Origin of the sequence: Salsuginibacillus halophilus, from assembly GCF_003014715.1 — a bacterium.
Classification (GTDB): domain Bacteria; phylum Bacillota; class Bacilli; order Bacillales; family Marinococcaceae; genus Salsuginibacillus; species Salsuginibacillus halophilus.
The window spans coordinates 105,256-127,009 of the sequence record NZ_PYAV01000003.1; the positions used below are offsets into that span (position 1 = coordinate 105,256).

Consider the following 21,754-nt stretch of genomic DNA (forward strand, 5'->3'; position numbering starts at 1 on the left):
CTGAGATGAGTATTGAAAAGGTGCTGCACGCCTTAGTTGAGCAGGAAACGTTAAGTGAAACCGACGCAGAAAAAGTGATGAATGCCATCATGCAAGGTGAGGCAACCCCGAGTCAGATTGCGGCTGTAGTGGCTTTAATGCGCACCCGGGGGGAGACGGTAGATGAGCTCACCGGCTTTGCCCGGTCGATGCGAGCCCATGCCCTTCAAATTGAGCACGGCCTGCCGGGTGTCATTGATACATGCGGTACGGGAGGCGATGGTGCTTCAACGTTCAATATTTCCACCGGGGCTGCGTTAACAGCAGCAAGCCTTGGGTTAAAAGTTGCTAAACATGGTAACCGCTCCGTTTCAAGTCGAAGCGGAAGTGCCGATGTGCTTGAAATGTTAAAGCTGCCTGTTGAAACAAATCCGGAGGAAGCGGTAAAAGCTTTGCATGAAAGTGGCATGACTTTTTTGTTCGCCCCCCTTTATCACGAAGCGATGAAACATGCTGCTGTGCCGCGTAAAGAGATCGGCTTTCGCACCATTTTTAATCTGCTAGGTCCGTTAACGAACCCGGCTCAAGCTGAAGCCCAAGTCATTGGTGTGTTCGACCGGATGTATGGGCGGAAAATGGCTGAAGCGCTGCAGCGGCTCGGTACAAAGCGGGCCTTGCTCGTTACCGGAGCTGATGGGTTGGATGAATTGACGATCAGTACGAAAACGTATGTAACAGAGGTTGCTGGTGACAACGTATTTGAATATGAAGTTACGCCGGAAGCGCTCGGAGCAACAACCGCCCCGCTTGAAGCGGTCCAAGCTGCAGACCAAAAAGCAAGCGCAGAAATCCTGGATCATGCGTTTCATAGCAGGGCTGATCGTGCAGTGCAGGATATTTTAGCCATAAACGCAGGAGCGGCTCTTTATGTAGGCGGCGCTGCGCGTACGCTGGCAGAAGGGTACGAGCTTTCAGCGCGTGCCTTAAAAGACGGTACAACAGCTGCCTACGTTGAACAACTTCGGAAGAAAGCGGGGAATATCAATGCTTACTAAAATTTTAGCAACGAAACGAACAGAACTTGAAACGCTTCAACTTCCTGAGGAAAGAACGTTTGAAAAGCAGCCTTTGTTAACCTCGCTTCGTGAAGGAGCGGCGTTATACGGGGTTGGCTTAATTGCTGAAGTGAAAAAAGCTTCGCCTTCGAAAGGCTCGCTCAATGAAAATCTTGATCCGGTATCACAAGCCCGCCTCTACGAAGAAAGCGGAGCGCAGGCGGTTTCAGTCTTAACCGATGAAACGTATTTTCATGGCAAGCGTGCGGATTTAACAGCAGTAAAAGAAGCCGTCCATTTACCGGTGCTTCGTAAAGATTTTATTTTAGAAGAAGTCCAGATTGAAGAGAGTGCCCGGATCGGAGCAGACGCTGTTCTTTTAATTGCAAGTGCGCTCTCGCCGGCAAAGTTGAAATCACTGCACGAGGCAGCAGAGCGTTTCGGGATGGAGGCATTAGTTGAAGTGCATAACGCTGAAGAGCTGCAAGAAGTTCTCCGTGAATTTCAGCCGCCGCTCATCGGGGTGAACAACCGGAACCTTGAAACGTTTGAGACCTCACTTTCTGTAACTGAAGAGGTGGCTCCTTACGTCCCTGAAGACGTTTTTCTTATTAGCGAAAGCGCCATTCATACGAGTGATGATGCAGCTCGGGCTGCATCCGCCGGTGCGCAGGGACTGCTTGTCGGTGAAGCCCTCGTGACGCACGAGCATCCGGCAGACGCGGTTGCTTCGCTGCGGGGAGGTGCTGGTCATGGCTCGCCCGACGTTTAAAATGTGCGGCTTAATGCAGGAAGACGACGTCTTGCAGGCGGTATCGCACAATGCTGATCTACTTGGTTTTGTCTTTGCTGACAGCAGGCGCCAGGTTAAAAAAGAAGACGTACGCTTATGGCTGCAAAAAGCACCTTCTGTTTCTGCTTGTGGACTGTTTGTTAATCCGACGCTTGAAGAGGTTGAACAAGTCTTAAAGACGGTTCCACTTCAAATTGTGCAGCTACATGGTACAGAGTCACCAGCTTTTGCAGCTGAGGTGAAGGCCCTTGGTGTTGAAGTTTATAAAGCGTTGCATCACCGCTCAGAAACTGATGCAAGGGATGTGCTCGCCCCGTTTTTTGGTATTGCTGATGGCTTTATTATCGATACGTATTCAAAAAACGGCTGGGGTGGGACAGGAGAACAGTTTGACTGGGAGGCGGTGCCCTGCTACCGAGATGAAGCAAAGCGGTTTGGTGTCCCACTTTTAATTGCTGGCGGAATTACGCCTGAAAATGTAGATCAGCTTTTAACTTATCACCCGCCTGGTATTGACGTATCAAGTGGTATTGAAGAAAACAGGATGAAATCAGCGTCCCGGATGAAGGCGCTTGAAGAAAGGTTGAGAGCGTATGAACGTGAACTATCCAGATGAATTCGGCCGTTATGGACGGTTTGGCGGACAGTTTGTGCCAGAGACATTAATGGCAGCACTTGAGGAACTTGAAAGCTCCTTCCGCCACGCCCTTCAAGACGAAGCGTTTATGAAGGAATACCACCATATGTTAACGGAATACGCCGGCCGAAAAACACCACTTACGTATGCAGGGCGTTTAACCGAAAAGCTCGGCGGCGCTGCCATTTATTTAAAGCGCGAAGACTTACTTCATACCGGGGCACACAAGCTGAATAACGCGATCGGACAAGCTTTGTTAGCGAAACGTATGGGTAAAGAAAAAATTGTTGCTGAAACCGGCGCCGGTCAGCACGGGGTGGCGACGGCAACGGTATGTGCCCGCCTTGGCCTTGAATGTAAAGTTTTTATGGGTGCTGAAGATATGGAGCGGCAGAAATTAAACGTGTTTCGTATGGAGCTCCTTGGCGCTGAAGTCATCCCTGCTGAAAGCGGCAGCCGGACATTAAAAGATGCAACGAATGAAGCAATCCGGTACTGGGTCACACACGTCGAGGATACGTTTTATTTAATCGGCTCTGTCGTTGGTCCGCACCCTTATCCGGAAATGGTACGTGAATTTCAACGTGTGATCGGCGAGGAAACGAAACAGCAGATGATTGAAGCTGTTGGAGATGTGCCGAATGCGGCAGTTGCTTGTGTAGGCGGCGGGAGCAATGCAATTGGCATGTTCAGCCCGTTACTCGCTGAGAAAACGAAGCTGTACGGGGCAGAAGCTGCCGGTGAAGGAATTAATACTCCAAATCATGCAGCGACGATCTCAAAAGGGCGTCCCGGCGTCATTCACGGCTCACTCACCTTTTTAATGCAGGATGAGGCCGGCCAAATTACCGAGCCTTATTCGATTTCTGCCGGGCTCGATTACCCGGGAATTGGACCGGAGCACGCCCATTTAGCTGACAGCGGGGCGGCTGAATATACAGCTGTAACAGATGAGGAAGCGCTTGAGGCAGTGCAGCTGTTAGCTTCGACTGAAGGGATATTACCAGCGATTGAAACGGCCCACGCTGTATCACTTGCTGCACGAAAAGCTGCAGCTATGGAGTCGTCTGAAACGCTTGTCATTTGTGTATCCGGACGCGGGGACAAAGATGTACAGACGATGAATGACCGGATCAGCTCTCAAAAGGAGGCCGAGGCATGAATACTTCAATTGAAAAAGCCGCAGCGAATGCCGCGTACCCGGTGTTTATTCCATTTATTATGGCCGGTGACCCAAATGAAGAAGCGACGATTGAGACGGCTTTAACCCTTCAAGAAGCCGGTGCGCATATTTTAGAGCTTGGGATTCCGTATTCGGATCCCCTTGCAGATGGTCCGGTCATTCAAGAAGCAGCAGAACGTTCTCTTGCCGGAGGAATGACCTTAAAGAAGGCGCTCGCCCTCGTTCCGAAAATGAGGGAGCGTGGATTAAATATCCCTGTTGTGATCTTCACATATTACAATCCAGTGTATCAAATGGGCTTAGAAACGTTTGCAAAAGCAGCTGCTGAAAACGAAGCAGACGGCTTATTAATTCCAGATCTTCCGCTTGAAGAAAGTGAAGTCGTGCGAACTTCAATGAATGAACACGGCCTTGAGTTGATTTCACTTGTCGCACCTACGTCAAAAGCACGAATCGAGCGGATCGCTCAAGGTGCCCAAGGCTTTTTATACATTGTTTCAAGCCTTGGTGTTACCGGAACTCGTGATGAGCTCGCTGAAGGGACACGTGCGTTTATTGAGGAAGTGAAAGCAGTGAGTCCGGTACCTGCAGCGGCCGGATTCGGCATTTCTAAACCGGAACACGTTAAAGCCCTGGAAGGTGCAGCGGATGGCGTGATTGTTGGGAGTGCGATTGTACGTATCATCGCACAATTTGAAGAAGAGTTAAGAGAACCTGAGACCCGGCCTGAAGCACTTGAAAAAGTTAAAGCGCTCGCCGTCTCACTTGTAACCATGACCCCGATGAAAGATGAGGTGACGTAACGTATGAAATTAAAAAATCAGTTGACCGGCCTTTCCCCGTATAAGCCGGGAAAACCGATGGAAGAAGTGAAGGCGGCGTATGGTTTAGACCAAGTCTTTAAACTTGCGTCGAATGAAAATCCATTTGGTGCATCTCCACTCGTACAGGAGGCTGTGCAGGCGGCTGCTGCTAAGCCTGCCCTCTATCCAGACGGGTATGCGCAGGCGGTGCGCACAGAGCTGGCAGAAAGTCTTGGTGTTGAAGAAAAGCAGCTGCTTTTTGGGGCCGGCTCAGATGAAGTGATTTTAATGCTCTGCCGCGCTTACTTAGACGCAGGTACAAACACGGTGATGGCTGTACCGACATTTTCACAATACAAACATAACGCCATTGTTGAAGGTGCAGAAATTCGTGAAGTTCCGCTCGTTGAAGGTGATCATGATTTAGAATCCATGCTTGAAGCGATTGATGAAAATACCCGCATTGTATGGGTGTGCAATCCAAACAATCCGTCCGGCGGTTATATTAACGCTGAAGCTTTTGCATCTTTTCTTGCACGCGTGCCGAGTGATGTTCTTGTTGTAAGTGATGAAGCGTACATCGAATACGTAGAGGCAGAAGACTACCCAGATACACTGCAGCTGTTGCGTACTTATGACAATTTAGTGCTTTTACGAACGTTTTCAAAAGCATATGGCCTTGCTGCGCTCCGGTTTGGCTTTGGCATAGGACCGGCCAAGTTAATGCAGGAGGTGGACCCGATCCGTCCACCGTTTAATACGACAGCATTAGCCCAGGAAGCAGCTCGTGCTGCTTGGCGTGATCAAGCATTTATTCATGACTGCAAAGAGAAAACATTAAAAAATAAGCATGAGCTTATGAATTTCGCAAAAGAAAACGGCCTTTCCTACTATCCAAGTGAAGCCAACTTTTTACTGCTTGATACTGGCTTTGATGGTGATGAGGTATTTCAAGCACTGCTTGAACGCGGCGTTATCGTTCGTTCAGGTCAAGCGCTAGGTTTTCCGACATGTATCCGGGTGACGATTGGCACAGATGAGGAGATGGAACATTTTCAGTCAGCACTCAAAGCTTTCTTACATGAAAAAGCTGAAAGTTCTGCACAGAGATAGCGCAGGTTAAGAGCGAGGAGGACACGGTAGATGGCACGAAAAGTTTGTATAGCCGGACTCGGGTTGATCGGCGGGTCGCTTGCGCTTGCGATCCGAAACGAGCACGACGTGATTGTTACAGGGGTCGAACTCCAGCCGGAAGCTCGGAAAATGGCTGTATCATTAGAAATTGTAGATGAAGCATTTGAACATATTGAAGAAGGTGCCAAAGATGCAGACCTTATTATATTAAGTGTGCCTGTAACCCAGACAGCTGCGCTCATCCACCGGCTTGCTGATATGAATTTAAAGCCCGGAGCGTTAATTACCGATGTAGGCAGTACAAAATCGAAAGTTGTGCAGGACGGAAAAGTGTTTAAAGACCAGGAAGTTGACTTTATCGGCGGTCACCCGATGGCAGGCTCTCACAAGTCAGGTGTGCAGGCTTCAAAAACGCACTTGTTTGAAAATGCTTACTACGTTTTAACCCCTGACCCTGAAGATGGTGCACCGCTGCGTAAAGTGATTCAGCTGCAAAATTGGTTGAAAGGCACGAAAGCGCAATTTATTGAGATGACACCTGAGCAGCACGATAAATTAGCTGGTGTGATCAGTCACTTTCCGCATTTAATTGCCTCAAGCCTCGTTCATCAAGTAGAAGGTGTGGCCCAAGAAGACCCGCTAACTGCACGGCTTGCAGCCGGCGGATTTCGTGATATTACCCGCATTGCTTCAGCAAGCCCTCCGATGTGGCGCGATATTGTGCTGCACAATCAGGAGGCTTTACTGGACTTACTAGATCAATGGCAAAAGCAGATGCAGCATATGCGGACGTTAATTGCTTCAGGTGATGAAACAGCCTTGTTTGATTTTTTTGCCCGTGCAAAAACGTATCGTGACGGCCTACCGCCGCGGGAAAAAGGGGCACTTCCTTCATTTTATGACTTATATGTTGATGTGCCCGACCACCCAGGTGTGATCTCTGATGTGACCGGGATTCTTGCCCGCGAACGAATTAGCATTGTTAATTTACAAATATTAGAAACTCGAAATGACATTACCGGTGTTCTCCGACTCACATTTCGGACAGATGAAGATCGTAAAGAGGCACAAAAATTACTTGAAAGTGAAATGTATGAAACAAATCAGCTAGATTAAAAAGGGGGGGGATTGTTGTGGCTGTAGAAGAAATTTATCCGGCAGAAGCGTTGAAAGGAAAACGGGTGGTGCCTGGTGATAAATCGATCTCGCACCGTGCGGTCATGTTCGGATCACTTGCTGAAGGTAAAACGACAGTACAAGGGTTTCTTCCGGGCGAAGACTGTCTAAGTACAATTGATATTTTCCGTAAACTTGGCGTTTCTATTGAACAAAATGAAGATACTGTCACAATAGAAAGCCGTGGAACCCGAGGGCTTCAAGAGCCGGCAGAAATTCTAGATGTCGGTAACTCCGGGACAACAGCTCGGTTAGTGGCAGGCATTCTTGCAGGCTGTCCATTTCACAGCGTATTAACAGGTGACGCCTCAATTGCCCGCCGTCCGATGACACGCGTCACAGATCCGCTTACGAAAATGGGGGCTTCCATTCGCGGTCGAAAAAACTGCAAATATACGCCGCTCTCCATTCAAGGCCAACATACAGTTGGCATCCACTGGATTTCAGAAATCGCAAGTGCACAAGTGAAATCAAGTATTTTACTGTGCGGCCTGCAAAGTGAGGGTGTAACTGAAGTGACTGAGCCGTTTCGCTCGCGTGATCATACTGAACGGATGCTTGAAGCATTTGGTGTTCGGTTGTACCGCGATGAAAACTCGGTTTCGCTTAAAGGTGGTCAGTCTTTAAGCGCTCGGCATGTGAATGTTCCAGGTGATATTTCATCAGCTGCTTTCTTTCTTGCTGCTGCAGCGATGCTTCAAGGAAGCGAAGTGACGTTAGAAAACGTAGGGATTAATCCGACCCGGACAGGCATTCTTGATGTACTTACGGCGATGGAGGCAGACTTTGAAATCATCAATGAACGAACGGATTGCGGCGAACCAGCAGCTGACATTGTGATCCGCGGCAGTGAGCTTCAAGGAACAACGATTGACGGGGCTTTAATTCCGCGGCTAATTGATGAAATTCCAGTGCTTGCAGTTCTTGCGACACAGGCAAATGGCCGTACTGTCATTCAAGATGCTGAAGAATTGAAAGTTAAAGAAACAAATCGGATCGATACTGTTGTTCAGGAATTGAAAAAGTTTGGTGCATCGATTGAAGCAACTAAAGACGGAATGATCATTGATGGTCCGACCCCTTTAACAGGTGCTGACACAAAAACATATGGTGATCATCGAATCGGGATGGCTATGGCGGTGGCATCGCTTGCTGCAGATGGACCTTCGCGCATTCATGAAAGTGAAGCAGCAGCTGTTAGTTATCCATTATTTTTTGAAGATTTAACATCGCTTCGGACGGATTCTTAAGATAGTGCTTGAGGTGCAGTAAAGGTTTGTTGATATAAAAAACAGTAATTATTGAAACATTGTATGTTTCAGACTGTTGACAAAGTATAAAGCCAAACATTTATGGACAGCTTACTTCCTCAAGTTCCGGGCTGTTGCATAAAGAGGATAAAAACCGAATTATGAACGTGACCAACACTACCGACGGAGGCTTTCCCGAGGCCTGCGCTTGATCCTCTGGGAGTCGCCGTCTTTCGTTTCGGTCACTTTTACATTTGTATATGGTTCGTTTGATCACTCATAAAGCGTCATGATGAAAAGGATTCATGTAGATATTGCTTAATCAAAAGAATCTTTACAATTGGTGACCTTCAAACTACATAAGGCTGACAAGCGTCGGCGGCGACGCCACCAGGAACAGCGCGAGCCGAAAATCCTGCAGGCAGTGACTTTCTGCCGAGGAAGTTGAGTCGGTGACGGGGGCTAAGAAGACACGGTGAGATCAAGCGTTAGCGCCGATCAAACCGATGTCGCACTTGTGCCCTCCGGGTGCAAGCGTCCGCTGAAAAGCGACGTCAGCCTTCGCTTTTCTTAAAAGTTTGTCTACACGCTGAAAAGTTGTATGTTTATCACATATGCAGCCTCTGTCATGGGTGGGTTCACTCATGACAGGGCATATATGTTGCAACGTTACATAACATACGCTGGAAAATCGTCAGCAAAACGTTGACATTTTATATGAAAGCGCTATAATAATATGTAGCGTATGGTTTCTCTACTCCTATTGAGTGAACTTGCCAGTACTTTTGACTGACCCGCTTTGTAAGCGTTTTCTTACAAGCGGGCTTTTTTTGTATGTAGGTGCGCAATCGCCTTATCTTGACGTGGCGGCTCTGCATCAAGTACATTTTCAACAGACATCTGCTAGTGCAGGCCAGTTTGAAAATATGCGTACGAGGCACAAGAAAGGGGCTTTGGTTGTGGAAGCGCTCGAAAAAGCAGTGAAAATGATTGAACAAGGTGAGGTAGAAAAAGGACTTGAGGAACTTGAACGGCTTGAAAGTGAAGCTGATCACCAAGAGATGTATGATATTGCGATGATTTATCAGCAGCTTGGTCACGCCGGGCGAGCATCAAGGCTTGTGAAGCGCCTGCTGATGGATTATCCAGACGAAGGTGAGCTTTATATACTGGCAGCGGAGCTCTCCATTGATCTTGAAGAAGAAGATGAAGCGATCGAGTGGCTGCTTGAAATTTCTGAAGAAGACGAAAGCTACATTCAAGCGCAGATGCTCCTTGCCGATTTGTATCAGCTGCAAGGGCTTGAAGAAGTTGCGGAGCAGAAACTGAAAAACGCGCTTGAAAGCGCACCGGAAGAGCCGGTTCTTCTTGCAGGGCTCGGCGAATTTTACTTAGAGCGCGGCGACTATCAAAAAAGTATCCCCTTTTTAAAGCAGGCAGAGCAACACGGTTTTGAGCACCCTGAAAGTTCAATTTACTTACGAATTGCAGAAGCTTATAGTGCAACAGGCCAGTTTGAAGAAGCGATGAAATACTATGAGGACGGCCTGGCTGAAAAAACGGAGTTAAATGCGTTATTTGGTTACGGCTATACAGCGCTGCAGATTAGTGACTACGAAACCGCGGTTAAACAGCTTGAAGAACTGCGTAACCTTGATTACGAGTATGCAAGTTTATATCCATTTTTAGCGCGTGCTTATGAAGGTAAGGAACAGTTTGACAAGGCATTAGCGGTTTGTCAGGACGGCATGCGGGTTGACGAATTTAACGATGCGTTGTATGCAGAAGCCGGAAAAATTCAGTTGAAACTCGGAAACGAAGAAGCAGCAATAACTTCACTGCGTGAAGCTTTATCTATGAACCCAGGCAATGTTGATGCCGCATTAAGCCTGCTTAGCGCCCTTGATAACCAGGAAGACGCAGAAGGTGTGCTTGAGCTGGTTTCCTACTTGCGGGAAATGAGTGAGGACGCTCCGTTATTCAGCTGGTACGAGGCACGGGCTCACCTTGAGGAGGATGACGTGTCTAAAGCGCTTGAAGCGTTTCAGCAGGCGTCTCCATCGTTTCTCGAAGATGCAGCTTTCCTTCGTGACTACGGGTATGCGCTGCTTGAAGGAGGGCGCCGTGAAGACGGAATCCATAAATTAAAACAGTCTCTCAACTTAGAAGAACAGCCGGAACTACAGGCGTTTCTTGAAACATTTGCAGAAGATGAAATGTAACGACAGGACGTGAATGTGATGGCAAGTGTAATTGAAAGAGAAGAAAAAAGAAAGTTTATCGAGTGGCTGTTAGCTTACAATATACTGCAGGATCGGCGGATCACCTGGCTTTTGCAGTACATGGCAGCGCACAATACTTTACTTGAAGAAGTGCGTTTCGTGCCGGATGCGCGCGAGGCGCCGCGCCTGCTGCGGTTAAACGACGCAGAATGTCATGTATACTTTCAAGAAGGTTTAACCGTCGCCCATGATGCTGAAGCTTGTTATCACCGGCTGCAGGCGAGGCCGGAGTTTCCTTTGTACATTGAACTGCAGGCAGCGGATCTTTTTGAATTAGAAGCTTATCAAACGATCTTAGAAGGAAATCCATATCATCCTGAGCGTAGATACCTGCAGCAGGGGGCGGAAGCCGTTGCCGCATGGTCCCTTTATGAGAAGGAAGTAAAGCGTCTAAAAACAGCAATTGATGAAGCTTTAGATGCAGGTGATCAAAGTCGTTTTGAACGTTTAAGCAGTGAATGGCAGGCGTTAAACAAAAATTTTAATAAGGAGTGGAAATCATGAAATGGAGCACCCAGGATGTAGCAAGGTATAAAGAAGCTGCTTCTTATGTTGATACTGTTATTGTCCCGTTAATGCCCGTTGATTTTGGCGAAGATATGAAGTCAAAAGCCGCTATGGGCGAATATGTAAACTTAATGACAGATGAACTTGAGCGTCAATTTCATGGTCGTGTGCTGCAGCTGCCGCCGTTTACATATATGGTTACAGCTGAAGGTGAACAAGCCGTACTGCGCTTAAAACAATGGCACGAAACCGCAGTTGAAGCCGGTAAACAGCATGTCATTTATTTAACAGCAGACAGCTCATGGAAAAAGTATGAAGAAGAGCTGACCGGTACGCTTTTATGGCTGCCACTTCTTCCGGTGGAAGATTTGGATCCTAAATTGAAAAGGAAAACGATCTCTGATCAAATTGAGCAAATTCTTCCGATCATTATGGAAGAGTGGAAAAAGTCCCCACAGTAACGAAACATTCGTGACAGCCTCGTGAAACGATTGACATGAATTTATTGCTTAGGCTATTATTAATATGTCTTAGTCTTCATATGTGTGCATCGTCCGTTTAGGGACACAGCCTGGAAAGTAGGGAGGGAAAAACGGTGAGTGAGAAGAATCATAATGTTTCGCGTCGTCAGTTCTTAACGTATACGCTGACAGGTGTGGGCGGTTTTATGGCTGCAGGTATGCTGATGCCGATGGTCCGTATGGCAGTTGACCCGGTACTTGATGCTGCTGCAGAAGGTGATATGAACTACCTTGTTGAGTTTGATGAATTAGGCGAAGAACCGATTCGTAGAGAGTTAACGTACGAAGCAGATGACGGCTGGTATGAATCGGAACAAATTGAAACCATTTATGTCTACCGCGATGGCGATGACGTTGTAGCGTTATCTGCCGTCTGTACACACCTTGGTTGTACAGTCAGCTGGGAAGGTAGTGAGGATTATCCGGAAATGTTCTATTGTCCATGTCACTTTGGGCTGTACGAGCGTGACGGTACGAACGTGGAAGGAACACCTCCAACCGAGCCGCTGCACCGCTATGAGTATGAAATCCGTGACGGGGCCGTGTATGTAGGTCAGTCTGAACCACAATAATAGGAGGGGCGTTTGCAATGTTACAGCGTATTTACGACTGGGTTGACGAACGCATGGACATTACGCCGCTCTGGCGGGATATTGCCGATCACGAAGTGCCTGAACACGTCAACCCGGCGCACCACTTCTCGGCATTTATCTACTGTTTTGGCGGGCTGACTTTCTTTGTCACCGTCATTCAGATTTTGTCCGGCATGTTTTTAACGATGTATTACGTACCTGATATTATCAATGCGTATGAATCCGTTTACTATTTACAAAGTGAAGTAGCGTTCGGTGCTATTGTGCGTGCGATGCACCACTGGGGAGCGAGCGTTGTCATCGTAATGATGTTTTTACATACATTGCGGGTTTTCTTTACCGGGGCTTACAAAAAACCTCGTGAACTGAACTGGGTTGTAGGTGTACTTATATTCTTTGTTATGCTCGGTCTTGGTTTGACCGGCTACCTGCTCCCTTGGGACATGAAAGCTTACTTTGCGACTGTAGTTGCACTTGAAATTATGGAGACGGTACCAATTATTGGTGAATCGCTGCGAACTTTACTGCAGGGCGGTGAAATTGTCGGGGCACAAACCTTGGCAAGATTCTTTGCGATTCACGTATTCTTCCTGCCGGGGGCATTACTTGGTCTGTTAGCAGCCCACTTTATTATGATCCGCCGTCAAGGTATCTCCGGTCCATTGTAAAACGTTATAAGTTATTTAGAAACGGGTGAAGGAGGGAGTCCGATGCATCGAGGAAAAGGTATGAAGTTCGTCGGGGATTCACGTGTCCCTGCCGAAAAGAAACCGAACATTCCTAAAGACTATTCGGAGTTCCCTGGAAAAACGGAAGCTTTCTGGCCAAACTTTCTATTGAAAGAATGGCTCGTAGGTGCGGTCTTTTTGATCGGGTTTTTATGTATGGCAACAGCTTATCCGGCGTCGCTTGAAGGCGTTGCCGACCCGACTGACTCCGCTTACATTCCGCTTCCGGACTGGTACTTTTTATTCTTGTATCAGCTCTTAAAGTATCAGTTTGCTTCCGGGGATTTCGAATTGATTGGAAACGTGGTTATTCCGGGCATCGCTTTTGGTGCACTGCTGATTGCACCTTGGCTTGATAATGGTCCGGAACGTCGTCCATCACGTCGTCCGATTGCAACTGCAATGATGATGCTCGGGACGATTGCTACCATTTATTTAACCTGGGAGTCTGTAGAAGAGCACGACTGGGAAGCTGCTGAAGAGCAGGGTGAAATCATTACTGATGACGACATCATCGAAGTTGATCAAGACGCCAGAGGTTATGAGATTTACGAAGAGCAAGGCTGTATTGAGTGTCACGGTGACCAGATGGAAGGTGCCGGCGCTGCAGGACCGGATCTTTATGATCTACCTTATGGGGCAGAAGACATCGCTGAAATTGCTGTAGAAGGTATTGGCGATATGCCAGCCGGCTTGTTTGACGGTGATGATGAAGAACTTGAAGTCCTCTCGGAATACATCGAAGCCAACGGTCAGCCGGATGACGGCGACGACGGTGAAGAAGACGATGATGAGGATGACAACGGTGATGATGAAGAAGATGAGTAAAGTGGTAGCTTAAAGAAAAAGCTGTCCCCGGTAACCGGAAAATCCGGTTCGCCGGGACAGCTTTTTTTAAACCGGCTGGGTGAGGAGGGAACGTTTTGAGAACAGGGCAAAAGCTTCCGATGAAGCAGCGGCTTAAAGCCTTGCTGATGTCTCCAAAGGTGCTCGGGCTGTTGTTAGTGATCAATGCAGTTGGCACTTTATACGGTTACATATGGTACATTGATCAACTGATGATCACACCACCACAATTTTTAATCTTTGTACCAGACAGTCCAACAGCAAGCTTGTTTTTTTGTATCGTTTTGTTTCTATGGCTGTTGAACCGCCGGAGCGGGCTCATCGAAGCACTTGCTGCGGTAACGTTAATCAAGTACGGGATCTGGGCGGTTGTAATGAATGCAGGTGCCGGATTCGCAGGTGATGAGCTAAACTGGCAAAATTACATGTTGATTGTTTCACACGGGGCAATGGCAGTGCAGGCACTTCTTTACTTACCCTTTTATCACATTCGACGTTGGCACTTAACAGTAGCAGCAGTATGGACGGTGCATAACGATATGATCGATTACATGTATAATGTTTATCCGTGGGTGAGTCCGTATTTATTGGATGGTATTCATCACATTGGTTATTTCACATTTTGGTTAAGTCTGCTTTCAATCGGTTTGATATATGTGCTTCATGTGCGCAGGCAGCCGGTGGATGTACCGTCTTAGGTCTAGCTTCCTTTTCCGCTTACAGGGTCTAACCTTGTCCTTTACTGCATACGTTGGTATCAGCAGGCAGAGGAGGGCGGATGCATCATGTGGAAACAATGGGGGCTAACTACCTTAATGATTTGTGTTTTGCTTGTACCTGGACAAGCTTATAGTGAAAACGAACCGCTGCTTGAAGCAGCTGCTGCAGCTGACCGTCTAACGCAGGAGGCGTCATACGCTGAAGCTAAAAAAACACTTGAGCGAGCCGGGCAGTATCTTCCTGAACTTCGGTTTGAAGAAAAGAATTTAAGTTCGGATGATATAGGCTTAATTGTGGAAAGCTTGCAGCAGGCACAAGGTTCTCTTGCTGCGGTTCAGTTAAGTGATGCTGAGCGTAAGGCCTACGTTCGTGCGTTTTACTACACCGTACAGGCGGTATTTGATGAGGAAGCTGTGAAAAGTCTAGGCGGCGTCGTTCAGCTTGAACATCGTCTGCAGCGTACACAAGCTAAACTGCCGGGTGCACCTGTAGAAGAGCGTCGCGAGCTTTGGGCGGGTGTGCAGCAAGAGCTCCTCCAAGTTCAGCCGGCAATGTTTTTAAGGACATCGCCTGCTTGGCAGGAGGAAGTTACGTCCCTCGCTGCCCATATCAATGAGCGCGTCCGTCATGAAGAAGCAGGAGAGGACGAGCTGGCAGCTAAATTACAAACGTTTCAGCAGCTTTTATTTGAAAGTGAGCAGAAACAATCAAGCACAGATCCTTCTTTATTTTTTGTCATCAGCACGATGGCTGCTTTTGTATTAACAGGGCTGACCTATGCAGGTGTAAAAAAATACCGGGGGGAAAAGGAACGCTTAAAAGCAAAAGAAGAGGAACGGTGAAGGTTTCTTGAACCTTACTGCACTAGAATTGACGTGAACATAGGTTTGGCATAAAATAAAGTATGAAGATGAACTGGTTTGAGGAGGTGGAGCATCGTGAGTTTAACGGCGTTTATCATTTATTTTGCGCTTTTACTTTTGATTCCGCTCTGGGCGCAGAGCCGGGTGAAAAGCGCGTATAAGAAATATTCGCAAGTCCAAAATACCGCCGGGATGACAGGTGCACAAGTTGCAGAAAAAATTCTGCGGGAAAATGGGATCTATGATGTCAATGTTGAGCCTGTGAAAGGTAAATTAAGTGACCATTACGATCCAAAAGCGAAAGCAGTGCGTCTCTCGGAGGAAAACTATTACCGTGAATCTGTCGCAGGGGCTGCGATTGCCGCACACGAAGTCGGTCACGCGATTCAAGATGCAGAGGATTATGCGTTTCTCCGCATTCGTCATGCACTTGTACCAGCGGCGAATTTAGGATCGAACTTTTCGTTCATTTTAATCATTGCAGGTATCTTGATTCAGGCGCAGGGCATGCTGCTGCTCGGTATCGTATTTATGTCAGCAGCAGTTTTATTCCAGCTCGTTACGCTTCCGGTTGAATTTAACGCTTCAAGCCGGGCGATGGGTCAAATGGTAAGCACAGGCATTATTCAAAACAACGAAGAAAAAGAGACACGCAAAGTGCTCGATGCAGCAGCGTTGACATACGTTGCCGCTGCACTTGTAGCTGTGCTTGAACTAGCACGTTTCGTCCTCATTTACCTCGGTATGGGAGACGATTAAGAAAAAGCTTCCCGGAAATTTTCCGGGAAGCTTTTTTACATCATTGTCGTCGGTAAAAGATGTTCTAAAATGAAAGCAAACCCATACATCCAGCCGAATCGTTTATTTGTATCGGCGGTGTATTTCATGCCTGGCATCATCTCAAGCGGCGTGTGTGATGTTTGAAAAGTCTTAACCGCCTGTATGGCTTTAGGGATCGAAATCAAAGTTAACAATGCCCATAAAGGGACAATGCCGGTAAATGCAAGTGCGGCTGTGATTACATAAGCTGCACCGAAAAAGAGGGTGAGAATCACGATGGCTCCTTGTTTTCCAGCGAGTATGGCTAATGTTTTCCGCCCGTTTAACTTATCCCCATCAAGGTCGCGAATGTTATTTGCCATCAAGATTGCACCGATCAGTAAGGCGACTGGTAAACTAATATAAACGATGGCCGCATTGATTGTTTCTAACTGAATGAAGAAGCTGATGCCAATTATTACAGTGCCCATAAAAAAGCCAGCTGTTAATTCACCAAGCGGTGAGTAAGCAATCGGGTAGGGACCGCCTGTATAAAGATAACCAAACAACATAGAAATGACGCCGATAGCAGCAACCCAAAAGGATGTAGTTAAGCATATATATAACCCAAGGAGCAAGGCAATCCCGTACAATAGAAAAGCAAGATTTCTTACTTTCGCCGGCGAAAAGCCATCGCGTACAATGGTACCGCCGATGCCGACAGAATGCTCGGTGTCAAGTCCACGTACATAATCGTAATACTCATTAAACATATTGGTTGCAGCTTGAATGAGCAGGGAAGCAAGTAACATGGCAAAAAACAGGCCGAAATGAATTGAAGTTTCAGCACTGGCAGCGGCGGTTCCGACAAATACAGGAATAAAAGAAGCGCTTAATGTATGCGGTCGAATCATCCGCCACCAAATCTGCCAGCCCTCTTTTTCACCTAAGGCTTGTTTTACATTTGTTGAAGATGTCATCGTTTGTTTTACGGCTCCTTTGTAAAGTTGTGGTGTACGTACCTTCAAATAGTTTAGAAAACACGGGCAAAAGTGTCAATTCAAACCTGGCTTGTTTTTCTTGTCGATTCATAAAAAAAGACATATAATGTGGGGTGGACCCGATAAAGGCCCTTGAAATTATGTGGAGGGTTTAAGATGCTGCAGATGAAACAGCTGTCAATTTATGAACAGATAATCCATTTAAAAGAACAACTACCTGCTGAAGCGGATTCGGTATCGGTTTCGCTTGTTGAGCATATTCAGCCGGTAAGCGCTGTTTGTTTTTTTCAAAAGGCAGCCGATTACGCCGGCAGCCGCTTTTTCTGGCAGAGCGCCGAAGGAGATTTAACGCTCGCTGGTGCTGGGGCGTTTGCAACGCTTGAAGCTGCATCCGGCGCCGGACGCTTTCAAGATGCACAGTCAAAAATTGCGTCTTACAAGCAAAACATGCGCTGGACAGAAGAAGCAGAGCACCGTGGGACAGGGCCTTTATTTTTTGGTGGCTTTTCGTTTTTCCCCGGAGAGAATCAAACGCCTTGGGAGGAAGTCCCGGAAGCTTTGTTTATTCTTCCTGAAATATTATTAACGCAGGCAAATGGTCAATATTTTATAACTTATCATGTGAATATCGATCAACAAACAGATCCGGAAAAAGTGGTTGAGCGGCTGGAGTGTCAAAAAGAGAATTTACTTCATGGTGAAAAACAAGAGGCGCCGTGGTTTGGTCCGCTTGAACTTCACGATCGTTTAAGTTATACGGACTGGAAAACGTTTATTGAACAAGCGGTTCAAGATATTACAGACGGACCGCTTAACAAAGTTGTGCTTGCTCGGCAGTTGAAGGCCATTTTCACTCAGCCGGTGGCAGTTGAGCGACTGCTTGAAGAATTGTACGCCCGCCGTTCTAATGATTACGTGTTTTTACTTGAATACGGTGAGACGGTTTTTGCCGGTGCCACACCTGAACGGCTTGTCCAAGTTGAAGGTTCACGTGTTCGATCGGCCTGTATCGCCGGATCAATCGGGCGGGGTGCTACCACGTTGGAGGACGAAGCAAAAGCTGAAGCATTATTGAATGATGAGAAAAATCGTGAAGAGCATCAATATGTTGTCGACATGATTCAAGATGCGCTTGCGCCGCTCTGCGAAAAGGTAAAGCTTCCTGAATCACCGGAGATTATGCGTTTAAAAACGATCCAGCATTTATACACCCCGGTGCACGGTAAAGCTCTTGCTGAGGCACATATTTTTGATTATATTGAACGCCTGCATCCAACCCCTGCGATGGGCGGTGTCCCACAAAAAGAAGCGCTCACTTATATTGAGGAAAATGAGCCGCTTGAACGAGGCTGGTATGCAGCGCCGATCGGCTGGGTTGATGGCAGTGGTGGTGGTGATTTTGCAGCAGCGATTCGTTCAATGCTGATTCAAGAGCGGACGGCGGTTTTATTCGCCGGCTGCGGGATTGTCGCAGACTCGACGCCGCTTGAAGAATATGAAGAAACCAATTTGAAGTTTCAGCCGATGCTGCAAGTGCTTGGAGGCCGGATGAAATGAATATGGGCGAGGGAACGTATTATTTAGCTTATATGATTGATGAACTATACCAGCAAGGTGTACGCGAAGTAGTCATTTCACCTGGCTCACGCTCAACGCCGCTGTCTCTATTAGCGCGAGAGCATCCGGGTATAAACGTTCACGTTCATTTTGATGAGCGGGCAGCTGCCTTCGTTGCACTAGGGATTTCTAAAGCGACACAAACACCTGCTGCATTGATTTGTACATCCGGTACAGCTGCGGCGAATTATTATCCGGCTGTTATTGAAGCAAAACAAAGCCGGGTGCCTCTCATTGTATTAACGTCCGACCGGCCGAATGAGCTCCGTGACAACGGCGCACCGCAAACGATTGATCAATTAAAAATGTTTGGGGATGCTGTGAAATATTTTCATGAACTTGATGTGCCCGATCCGACAGAGCGCATGCTAGCTTACGCCAGAAGCCAAGCAGCTCGGGCCTGTCAAGAAGCAGCAACAAGCACCCCCGGCCCTGTACACCTAAACGTGCCGCTTCGCGAACCGCTTTTGCCAGAGACGAGCCTTCCGAACCTTTGGGGGGCATCTAAGATACATTTACAGCAGTTTTCTGTTCGCGGCAGAGCGCTCGCAGACGTTACAGCGCTTGAGCATGTGCTGACAAGAGCGAAGCGTCCTATCATTGTGTGTGGCGAGCTGGATGACCGTGCTGATGAAGCAGCTGTGCTTCGTCTCGCTGAAAGTTGGCAGGTACCGGTTTTTGCAGATGTTCTTTCCAATCTGCGCGGCCAAAGCAAAACAGCTGGTGTCATTTCAACGTTTGATACGTTACTGAAATCAAGCGAAGTAACCGAAAAACTGACGCCGGATGTGATTATTCGGTTTGGGACGATGCCGGTGGCAAAGTCATATGCAGCTTGGCTGAGCCGCACCCCTTGGTCCACACATATCGTCGTTGACCCAGATGGTGGTTACCGTGAGCCGGCAGGCGTTGAGACAATATTATTGCCGGTGCAGCCTCATCATTTCGTTCAGCAAGTTTCTGACCGGCTCTATCAATTAGAAGCAGATTGGCTTGAGGCGTGGCAGAAGGTGCATGAGAGTGTGTTACAAACATTTATGGAACCGCTTGCCGGCGGCGGGTTGACTGAAGCTGGTGCTGCTTCAGCGTTAAACAGTGTAAAACACGGTTTAATTTTTACGAGTAACAGCATGCCGGTACGTGATTTAAATACGTTTTATCACCCTGAAGAAACAAAAACGCGTATCATGGCGAACCGTGGCGCAAACGGGATTGACGGGGTGATTTCAACTGCGCTCGGGGCGGCAGCAGCCGGTTATGAAGTGACGCTTTTGATCGGGGATCTCGCATTTTTACATGACTATACGACGTTGTTTTTTGCCAAGAAAGCCGGTTTAAGCTTGCGTGTGGTTGTTATAAATAATGACGGTGGTGGGATATTTTCCTTTTTACCACAACGAGAAGGGACGCCCCATTTTGAAGAAGTGTTTAGTACCTCGTTTCAGCCGCCAGTGGCTGAGCTGGCCGCTGCAAGTGGCGCCAGCTTCAAACGTGTAGCTGCACTTCATGAGTTCACATCTCTTTTAAGCGAACCGCTTCAAGGCATTGAAATCATTGAGATCGTCACCGATCGCGAAGAAAACCGGGTATGGCATGAGAAGGTAAGTGAAGCTGCTGTGCAGGCAGCTGCAGAAGTGGTGAGACGATGAAAAAATATATTGAAGTCCGCGGTCAAACTTACGCAGTGGCTGTTACAGGCAATGGTCCGCCGCTTATGAGTCTCCACGGCTTTAGCGGAACGAAAGCTTCTTTATCTCGCCTCCACCGTGAGTTAGAAACAAACTTCACGGTGATTGCAGTTGATCTACCTGGTCACGGAGAAACGAATGCACCTAAAGTGACGTCAATGGATCAAGCTTGTACTGATCTGGCTGTGATTCAAGAGGCACTGGGTTTTAAAAAGGCCGACTGGCTAGGCTATTCCATGGGGGGACGTATCGCACTTTCGATGGCGGTACATAAGCCTGAATGTGTCCGGCGGCTCATTTTAATCGGTGCGTCCCCTGGACTTGAAGGTGAAATCAGAAATGAGCGCCAAGCAGCTGACAATGACCTTGCCGATTGGATTAAGTGCGAGGGAATAGACGCTTTTGTAGCGTACTGGGAAGAGCTGCCGTTGTTTCAATCGCAAAAATCACGTCTCGATGAGGGTGCTTTTCATGCCCAGCGCAATGAGCGGCGCAGTCAAACGCCGAGAGGACTTGCTCAGTCTTTAAAGACGATGGGCACAGGTGCAATGCCGCCATTGTGGCATCGACTAGAAGCAGTGACGCACCCTGTACTGCTTACCGCCGGTGAAGAAGACGAGAAATTTTGTGCAATTCAACATAAGATGGCAGCGCGTCTGCCCCGTGCCGCCGAAGTGATCGTGTCAGGTGCAGGGCATGCGGCACACCTTGAGCAGCCAAAAGCATTAGCTGATGAAATTCAGCAATTTTTATTATAATGAAAAGGGGAGAAGACATATGGCAGCAGTAGAATGGGTAACCCAGCGCGAATACGAAGAGATTAAATATGAAACATACGGGGGTATGGCAAAAATAACAATTAACCGCCCGGACAAGCGGAATGCATTTACGCCGCTTACTGTGCAGGAGCTAATTGATGCATTTATGCGGGCCCGCGATAATTCAAATGTCGGTGTCATTATTTTAACCGGCGAAGGAGAGAAGGCATTTTGTTCCGGCGGCGATCAGTCCGTGCGTGGTCACGGTGGTTACGTCGGCGAAGATGAAGTTCCGCGTTTGAACGTGCTTGATTTACAGCGTTTAATTCGTACGATTCCTAAACCGGTCGTTGCAATGGTTTCAGGTTATGCCATCGGCGGCGGGCATGTGCTTCATATCGTTTGTGACTTAACGATTGCAGCGGATAACGCCGTGTTTGGCCAAACCGGCCCAAAAGTTGGAAGCTTTGATGCAGGCTACGGTGCCGGACTGCTTGCACGAATTGTTGGTCATAAAAAAGCGCGCGAGATTTGGTACTTATGCCGACAGTACAGTGCAGAAGAGGCTGAAAAAATGGGGCTCGTAAACACTGTGGTACCGGTGGATGAGCTTGAAAAAGAAACGGTGCAGTGGTGCACTGAAATGCTTGAAAAATCACCGACAGCGCTCCGGTTTTTGAAAGCTTCGTTTAACGCAGATACAGATGGACTTGCTGGTCTGCAGCAAATGGGCGGAGACGCCACCCTTTTATATTACACGACTGACGAAGCAAAAGAAGGCCGTGATGCCTTTAAAGAAAAACGCGATCCGGACTTTCATCAGTTCCCGCGTTTTCCATAAACGTAGAGCGATAGATCGCA

Annotated in this window: 22 protein-coding genes; 21 read left to right on the top strand and 1 reads right to left on the bottom strand. The window is 47.7% G+C overall.

Annotated features, from left to right (window positions below; genetic code table 11):
- Nucleotides 1–5: 5 nt before the first annotated feature.
- The 17 genes from trpD (at nt 6) to B0H94_RS03405 (ending at nt 15,829) form a co-directional block, all read left to right on the top strand.
- On the top strand, nt 6–1,034 hold the full coding sequence (gene trpD / locus B0H94_RS03325) for an anthranilate phosphoribosyltransferase (RefSeq protein WP_106587826.1): 1,029 nt from the start codon (nt 6–8) through the stop codon (nt 1,032–1,034).
- On the top strand, nt 1,024–1,806 hold the full coding sequence (gene trpC, locus B0H94_RS03330) for an indole-3-glycerol phosphate synthase TrpC (protein ID WP_106587827.1): 783 nt from the start codon (nt 1,024–1,026) through the stop codon (nt 1,804–1,806). Before trpD ends, trpC begins: the two co-directional genes overlap by 11 nt.
- Nucleotides 1,787–2,443, top strand: coding sequence for a phosphoribosylanthranilate isomerase (locus tag B0H94_RS03335; RefSeq protein WP_106587828.1), 657 nt, complete (start codon nt 1,787–1,789; stop codon nt 2,441–2,443). Before trpC ends, B0H94_RS03335 begins: the two co-directional genes overlap by 20 nt.
- Complete coding sequence (gene trpB / locus B0H94_RS03340) at nt 2,421–3,626, top strand: tryptophan synthase subunit beta (protein ID WP_106587829.1); 1,206 nt, start codon at nt 2,421–2,423, stop codon at nt 3,624–3,626. The genes B0H94_RS03335 and trpB overlap by 23 nt, the downstream gene beginning before the upstream one ends.
- The gene (gene trpA, locus B0H94_RS03345; protein ID WP_106587830.1) at nt 3,623–4,450 is read left to right on the top strand and encodes a tryptophan synthase subunit alpha; all 828 of its coding nucleotides are present in this window, start codon (nt 3,623–3,625) and stop codon (nt 4,448–4,450) included. The genes trpB and trpA overlap by 4 nt, the downstream gene beginning before the upstream one ends.
- Nucleotides 4,451–4,453: 3 nt before the next feature.
- A complete protein-coding gene (gene hisC / locus B0H94_RS03350; protein ID WP_106587831.1) occupies nt 4,454–5,563 on the top strand; it encodes a histidinol-phosphate transaminase in 1,110 nt (369 codons plus the stop codon).
- Nucleotides 5,564–5,593: 30 nt separating this feature from the next.
- The gene (locus tag B0H94_RS03355; RefSeq protein ID WP_106587832.1) at nt 5,594–6,700 is read left to right on the top strand and encodes a prephenate dehydrogenase; all 1,107 of its coding nucleotides are present in this window, start codon (nt 5,594–5,596) and stop codon (nt 6,698–6,700) included.
- A gap of 17 nt (nt 6,701–6,717) precedes the next feature.
- The gene (aroA, locus tag B0H94_RS03360) at nt 6,718–8,010 is read left to right on the top strand and encodes a 3-phosphoshikimate 1-carboxyvinyltransferase (RefSeq protein WP_106587833.1); all 1,293 of its coding nucleotides are present in this window, start codon (nt 6,718–6,720) and stop codon (nt 8,008–8,010) included.
- An 830-nt stretch (nt 8,011–8,840) separates the two neighbouring features.
- On the top strand, nt 8,841–10,232 hold the full coding sequence (locus tag B0H94_RS03365; protein WP_106587834.1) for a tetratricopeptide repeat protein: 1,392 nt from the start codon (nt 8,841–8,843) through the stop codon (nt 10,230–10,232).
- Nucleotides 10,233–10,250: 18 nt separating this feature from the next.
- Entirely contained in the window at nt 10,251–10,796 is a 546-nt protein-coding gene (locus tag B0H94_RS03370; protein WP_106587835.1) for a YpiB family protein, read from the top strand.
- Entirely contained in the window at nt 10,793–11,260 is a 468-nt protein-coding gene (locus tag B0H94_RS03375) for a YpiF family protein (protein WP_106587836.1), read from the top strand. The genes B0H94_RS03370 and B0H94_RS03375 overlap by 4 nt, the downstream gene beginning before the upstream one ends.
- Nucleotides 11,261–11,394: 134 nt before the next feature.
- Nucleotides 11,395–11,892: a Rieske (2Fe-2S) protein gene (locus B0H94_RS03380; RefSeq protein ID WP_106587837.1), complete on the top strand. Its 498-nt coding sequence runs from the start codon at nt 11,395–11,397 to the stop codon at nt 11,890–11,892.
- A gap of 17 nt (nt 11,893–11,909) precedes the next feature.
- Nucleotides 11,910–12,581: a menaquinol-cytochrome c reductase cytochrome b subunit gene (qcrB, locus tag B0H94_RS03385; protein WP_106587838.1), complete on the top strand. Its 672-nt coding sequence runs from the start codon at nt 11,910–11,912 to the stop codon at nt 12,579–12,581.
- Between the two features lie 42 nt (nt 12,582–12,623).
- A complete protein-coding gene (locus B0H94_RS03390; RefSeq protein WP_106587839.1) occupies nt 12,624–13,469 on the top strand; it encodes a menaquinol-cytochrome c reductase cytochrome b/c subunit in 846 nt (281 codons plus the stop codon).
- 119 nt (nt 13,470–13,588) lie between these two features.
- Entirely contained in the window at nt 13,589–14,185 is a 597-nt protein-coding gene (locus B0H94_RS03395; RefSeq protein WP_106587966.1) for a DUF1405 domain-containing protein, read from the top strand.
- Between the two features lie 87 nt (nt 14,186–14,272).
- Nucleotides 14,273–15,049 carry a sporulation protein YpjB gene (locus B0H94_RS03400; protein WP_106587840.1) on the top strand — a complete coding sequence of 259 codons (777 nt, stop codon included), beginning with the start codon at nt 14,273–14,275 and terminating at the stop codon, nt 15,047–15,049.
- Between the two features lie 96 nt (nt 15,050–15,145).
- The gene (locus B0H94_RS03405) at nt 15,146–15,829 is read left to right on the top strand and encodes a zinc metallopeptidase (protein WP_106587841.1); all 684 of its coding nucleotides are present in this window, start codon (nt 15,146–15,148) and stop codon (nt 15,827–15,829) included.
- 35 nt (nt 15,830–15,864) lie between these two features.
- Here the strand turns inward: B0H94_RS03405 and B0H94_RS03410 are convergent, their stop codons facing one another.
- Nucleotides 15,865–16,809 (bottom strand): 1,4-dihydroxy-2-naphthoate polyprenyltransferase, encoded by a 945-nt coding sequence (locus B0H94_RS03410; RefSeq protein ID WP_106587842.1) that lies wholly within the window; start codon nt 16,807–16,809, stop codon nt 15,865–15,867.
- A 177-nt stretch (nt 16,810–16,986) separates the two neighbouring features.
- Here B0H94_RS03410 and B0H94_RS03415 point away from each other — a divergent pair, with 177 nt between their 5' ends.
- Genes B0H94_RS03415 through menB form a run of 4 tightly spaced genes read left to right on the top strand, consistent with a single transcriptional unit; the run spans nt 16,987 to nt 21,734 of the window.
- Entirely contained in the window at nt 16,987–18,387 is a 1,401-nt protein-coding gene (locus B0H94_RS03415; RefSeq protein ID WP_106587843.1) for an isochorismate synthase, read from the top strand.
- The gene (gene menD, locus B0H94_RS03420; RefSeq protein WP_106587844.1) at nt 18,384–20,096 is read left to right on the top strand and encodes a 2-succinyl-5-enolpyruvyl-6-hydroxy-3-cyclohexene-1-carboxylic-acid synthase; all 1,713 of its coding nucleotides are present in this window, start codon (nt 18,384–18,386) and stop codon (nt 20,094–20,096) included. Before B0H94_RS03415 ends, menD begins: the two co-directional genes overlap by 4 nt.
- Nucleotides 20,093–20,893 carry a 2-succinyl-6-hydroxy-2,4-cyclohexadiene-1-carboxylate synthase gene (gene menH, locus B0H94_RS03425; protein WP_106587845.1) on the top strand — a complete coding sequence of 267 codons (801 nt, stop codon included), beginning with the start codon at nt 20,093–20,095 and terminating at the stop codon, nt 20,891–20,893. The genes menD and menH overlap by 4 nt, the downstream gene beginning before the upstream one ends.
- A gap of 19 nt (nt 20,894–20,912) precedes the next feature.
- On the top strand, nt 20,913–21,734 hold the full coding sequence (gene menB / locus B0H94_RS03430) for a 1,4-dihydroxy-2-naphthoyl-CoA synthase (protein ID WP_106587846.1): 822 nt from the start codon (nt 20,913–20,915) through the stop codon (nt 21,732–21,734).
- Nucleotides 21,735–21,754: the final 20 nt, after the last annotated feature.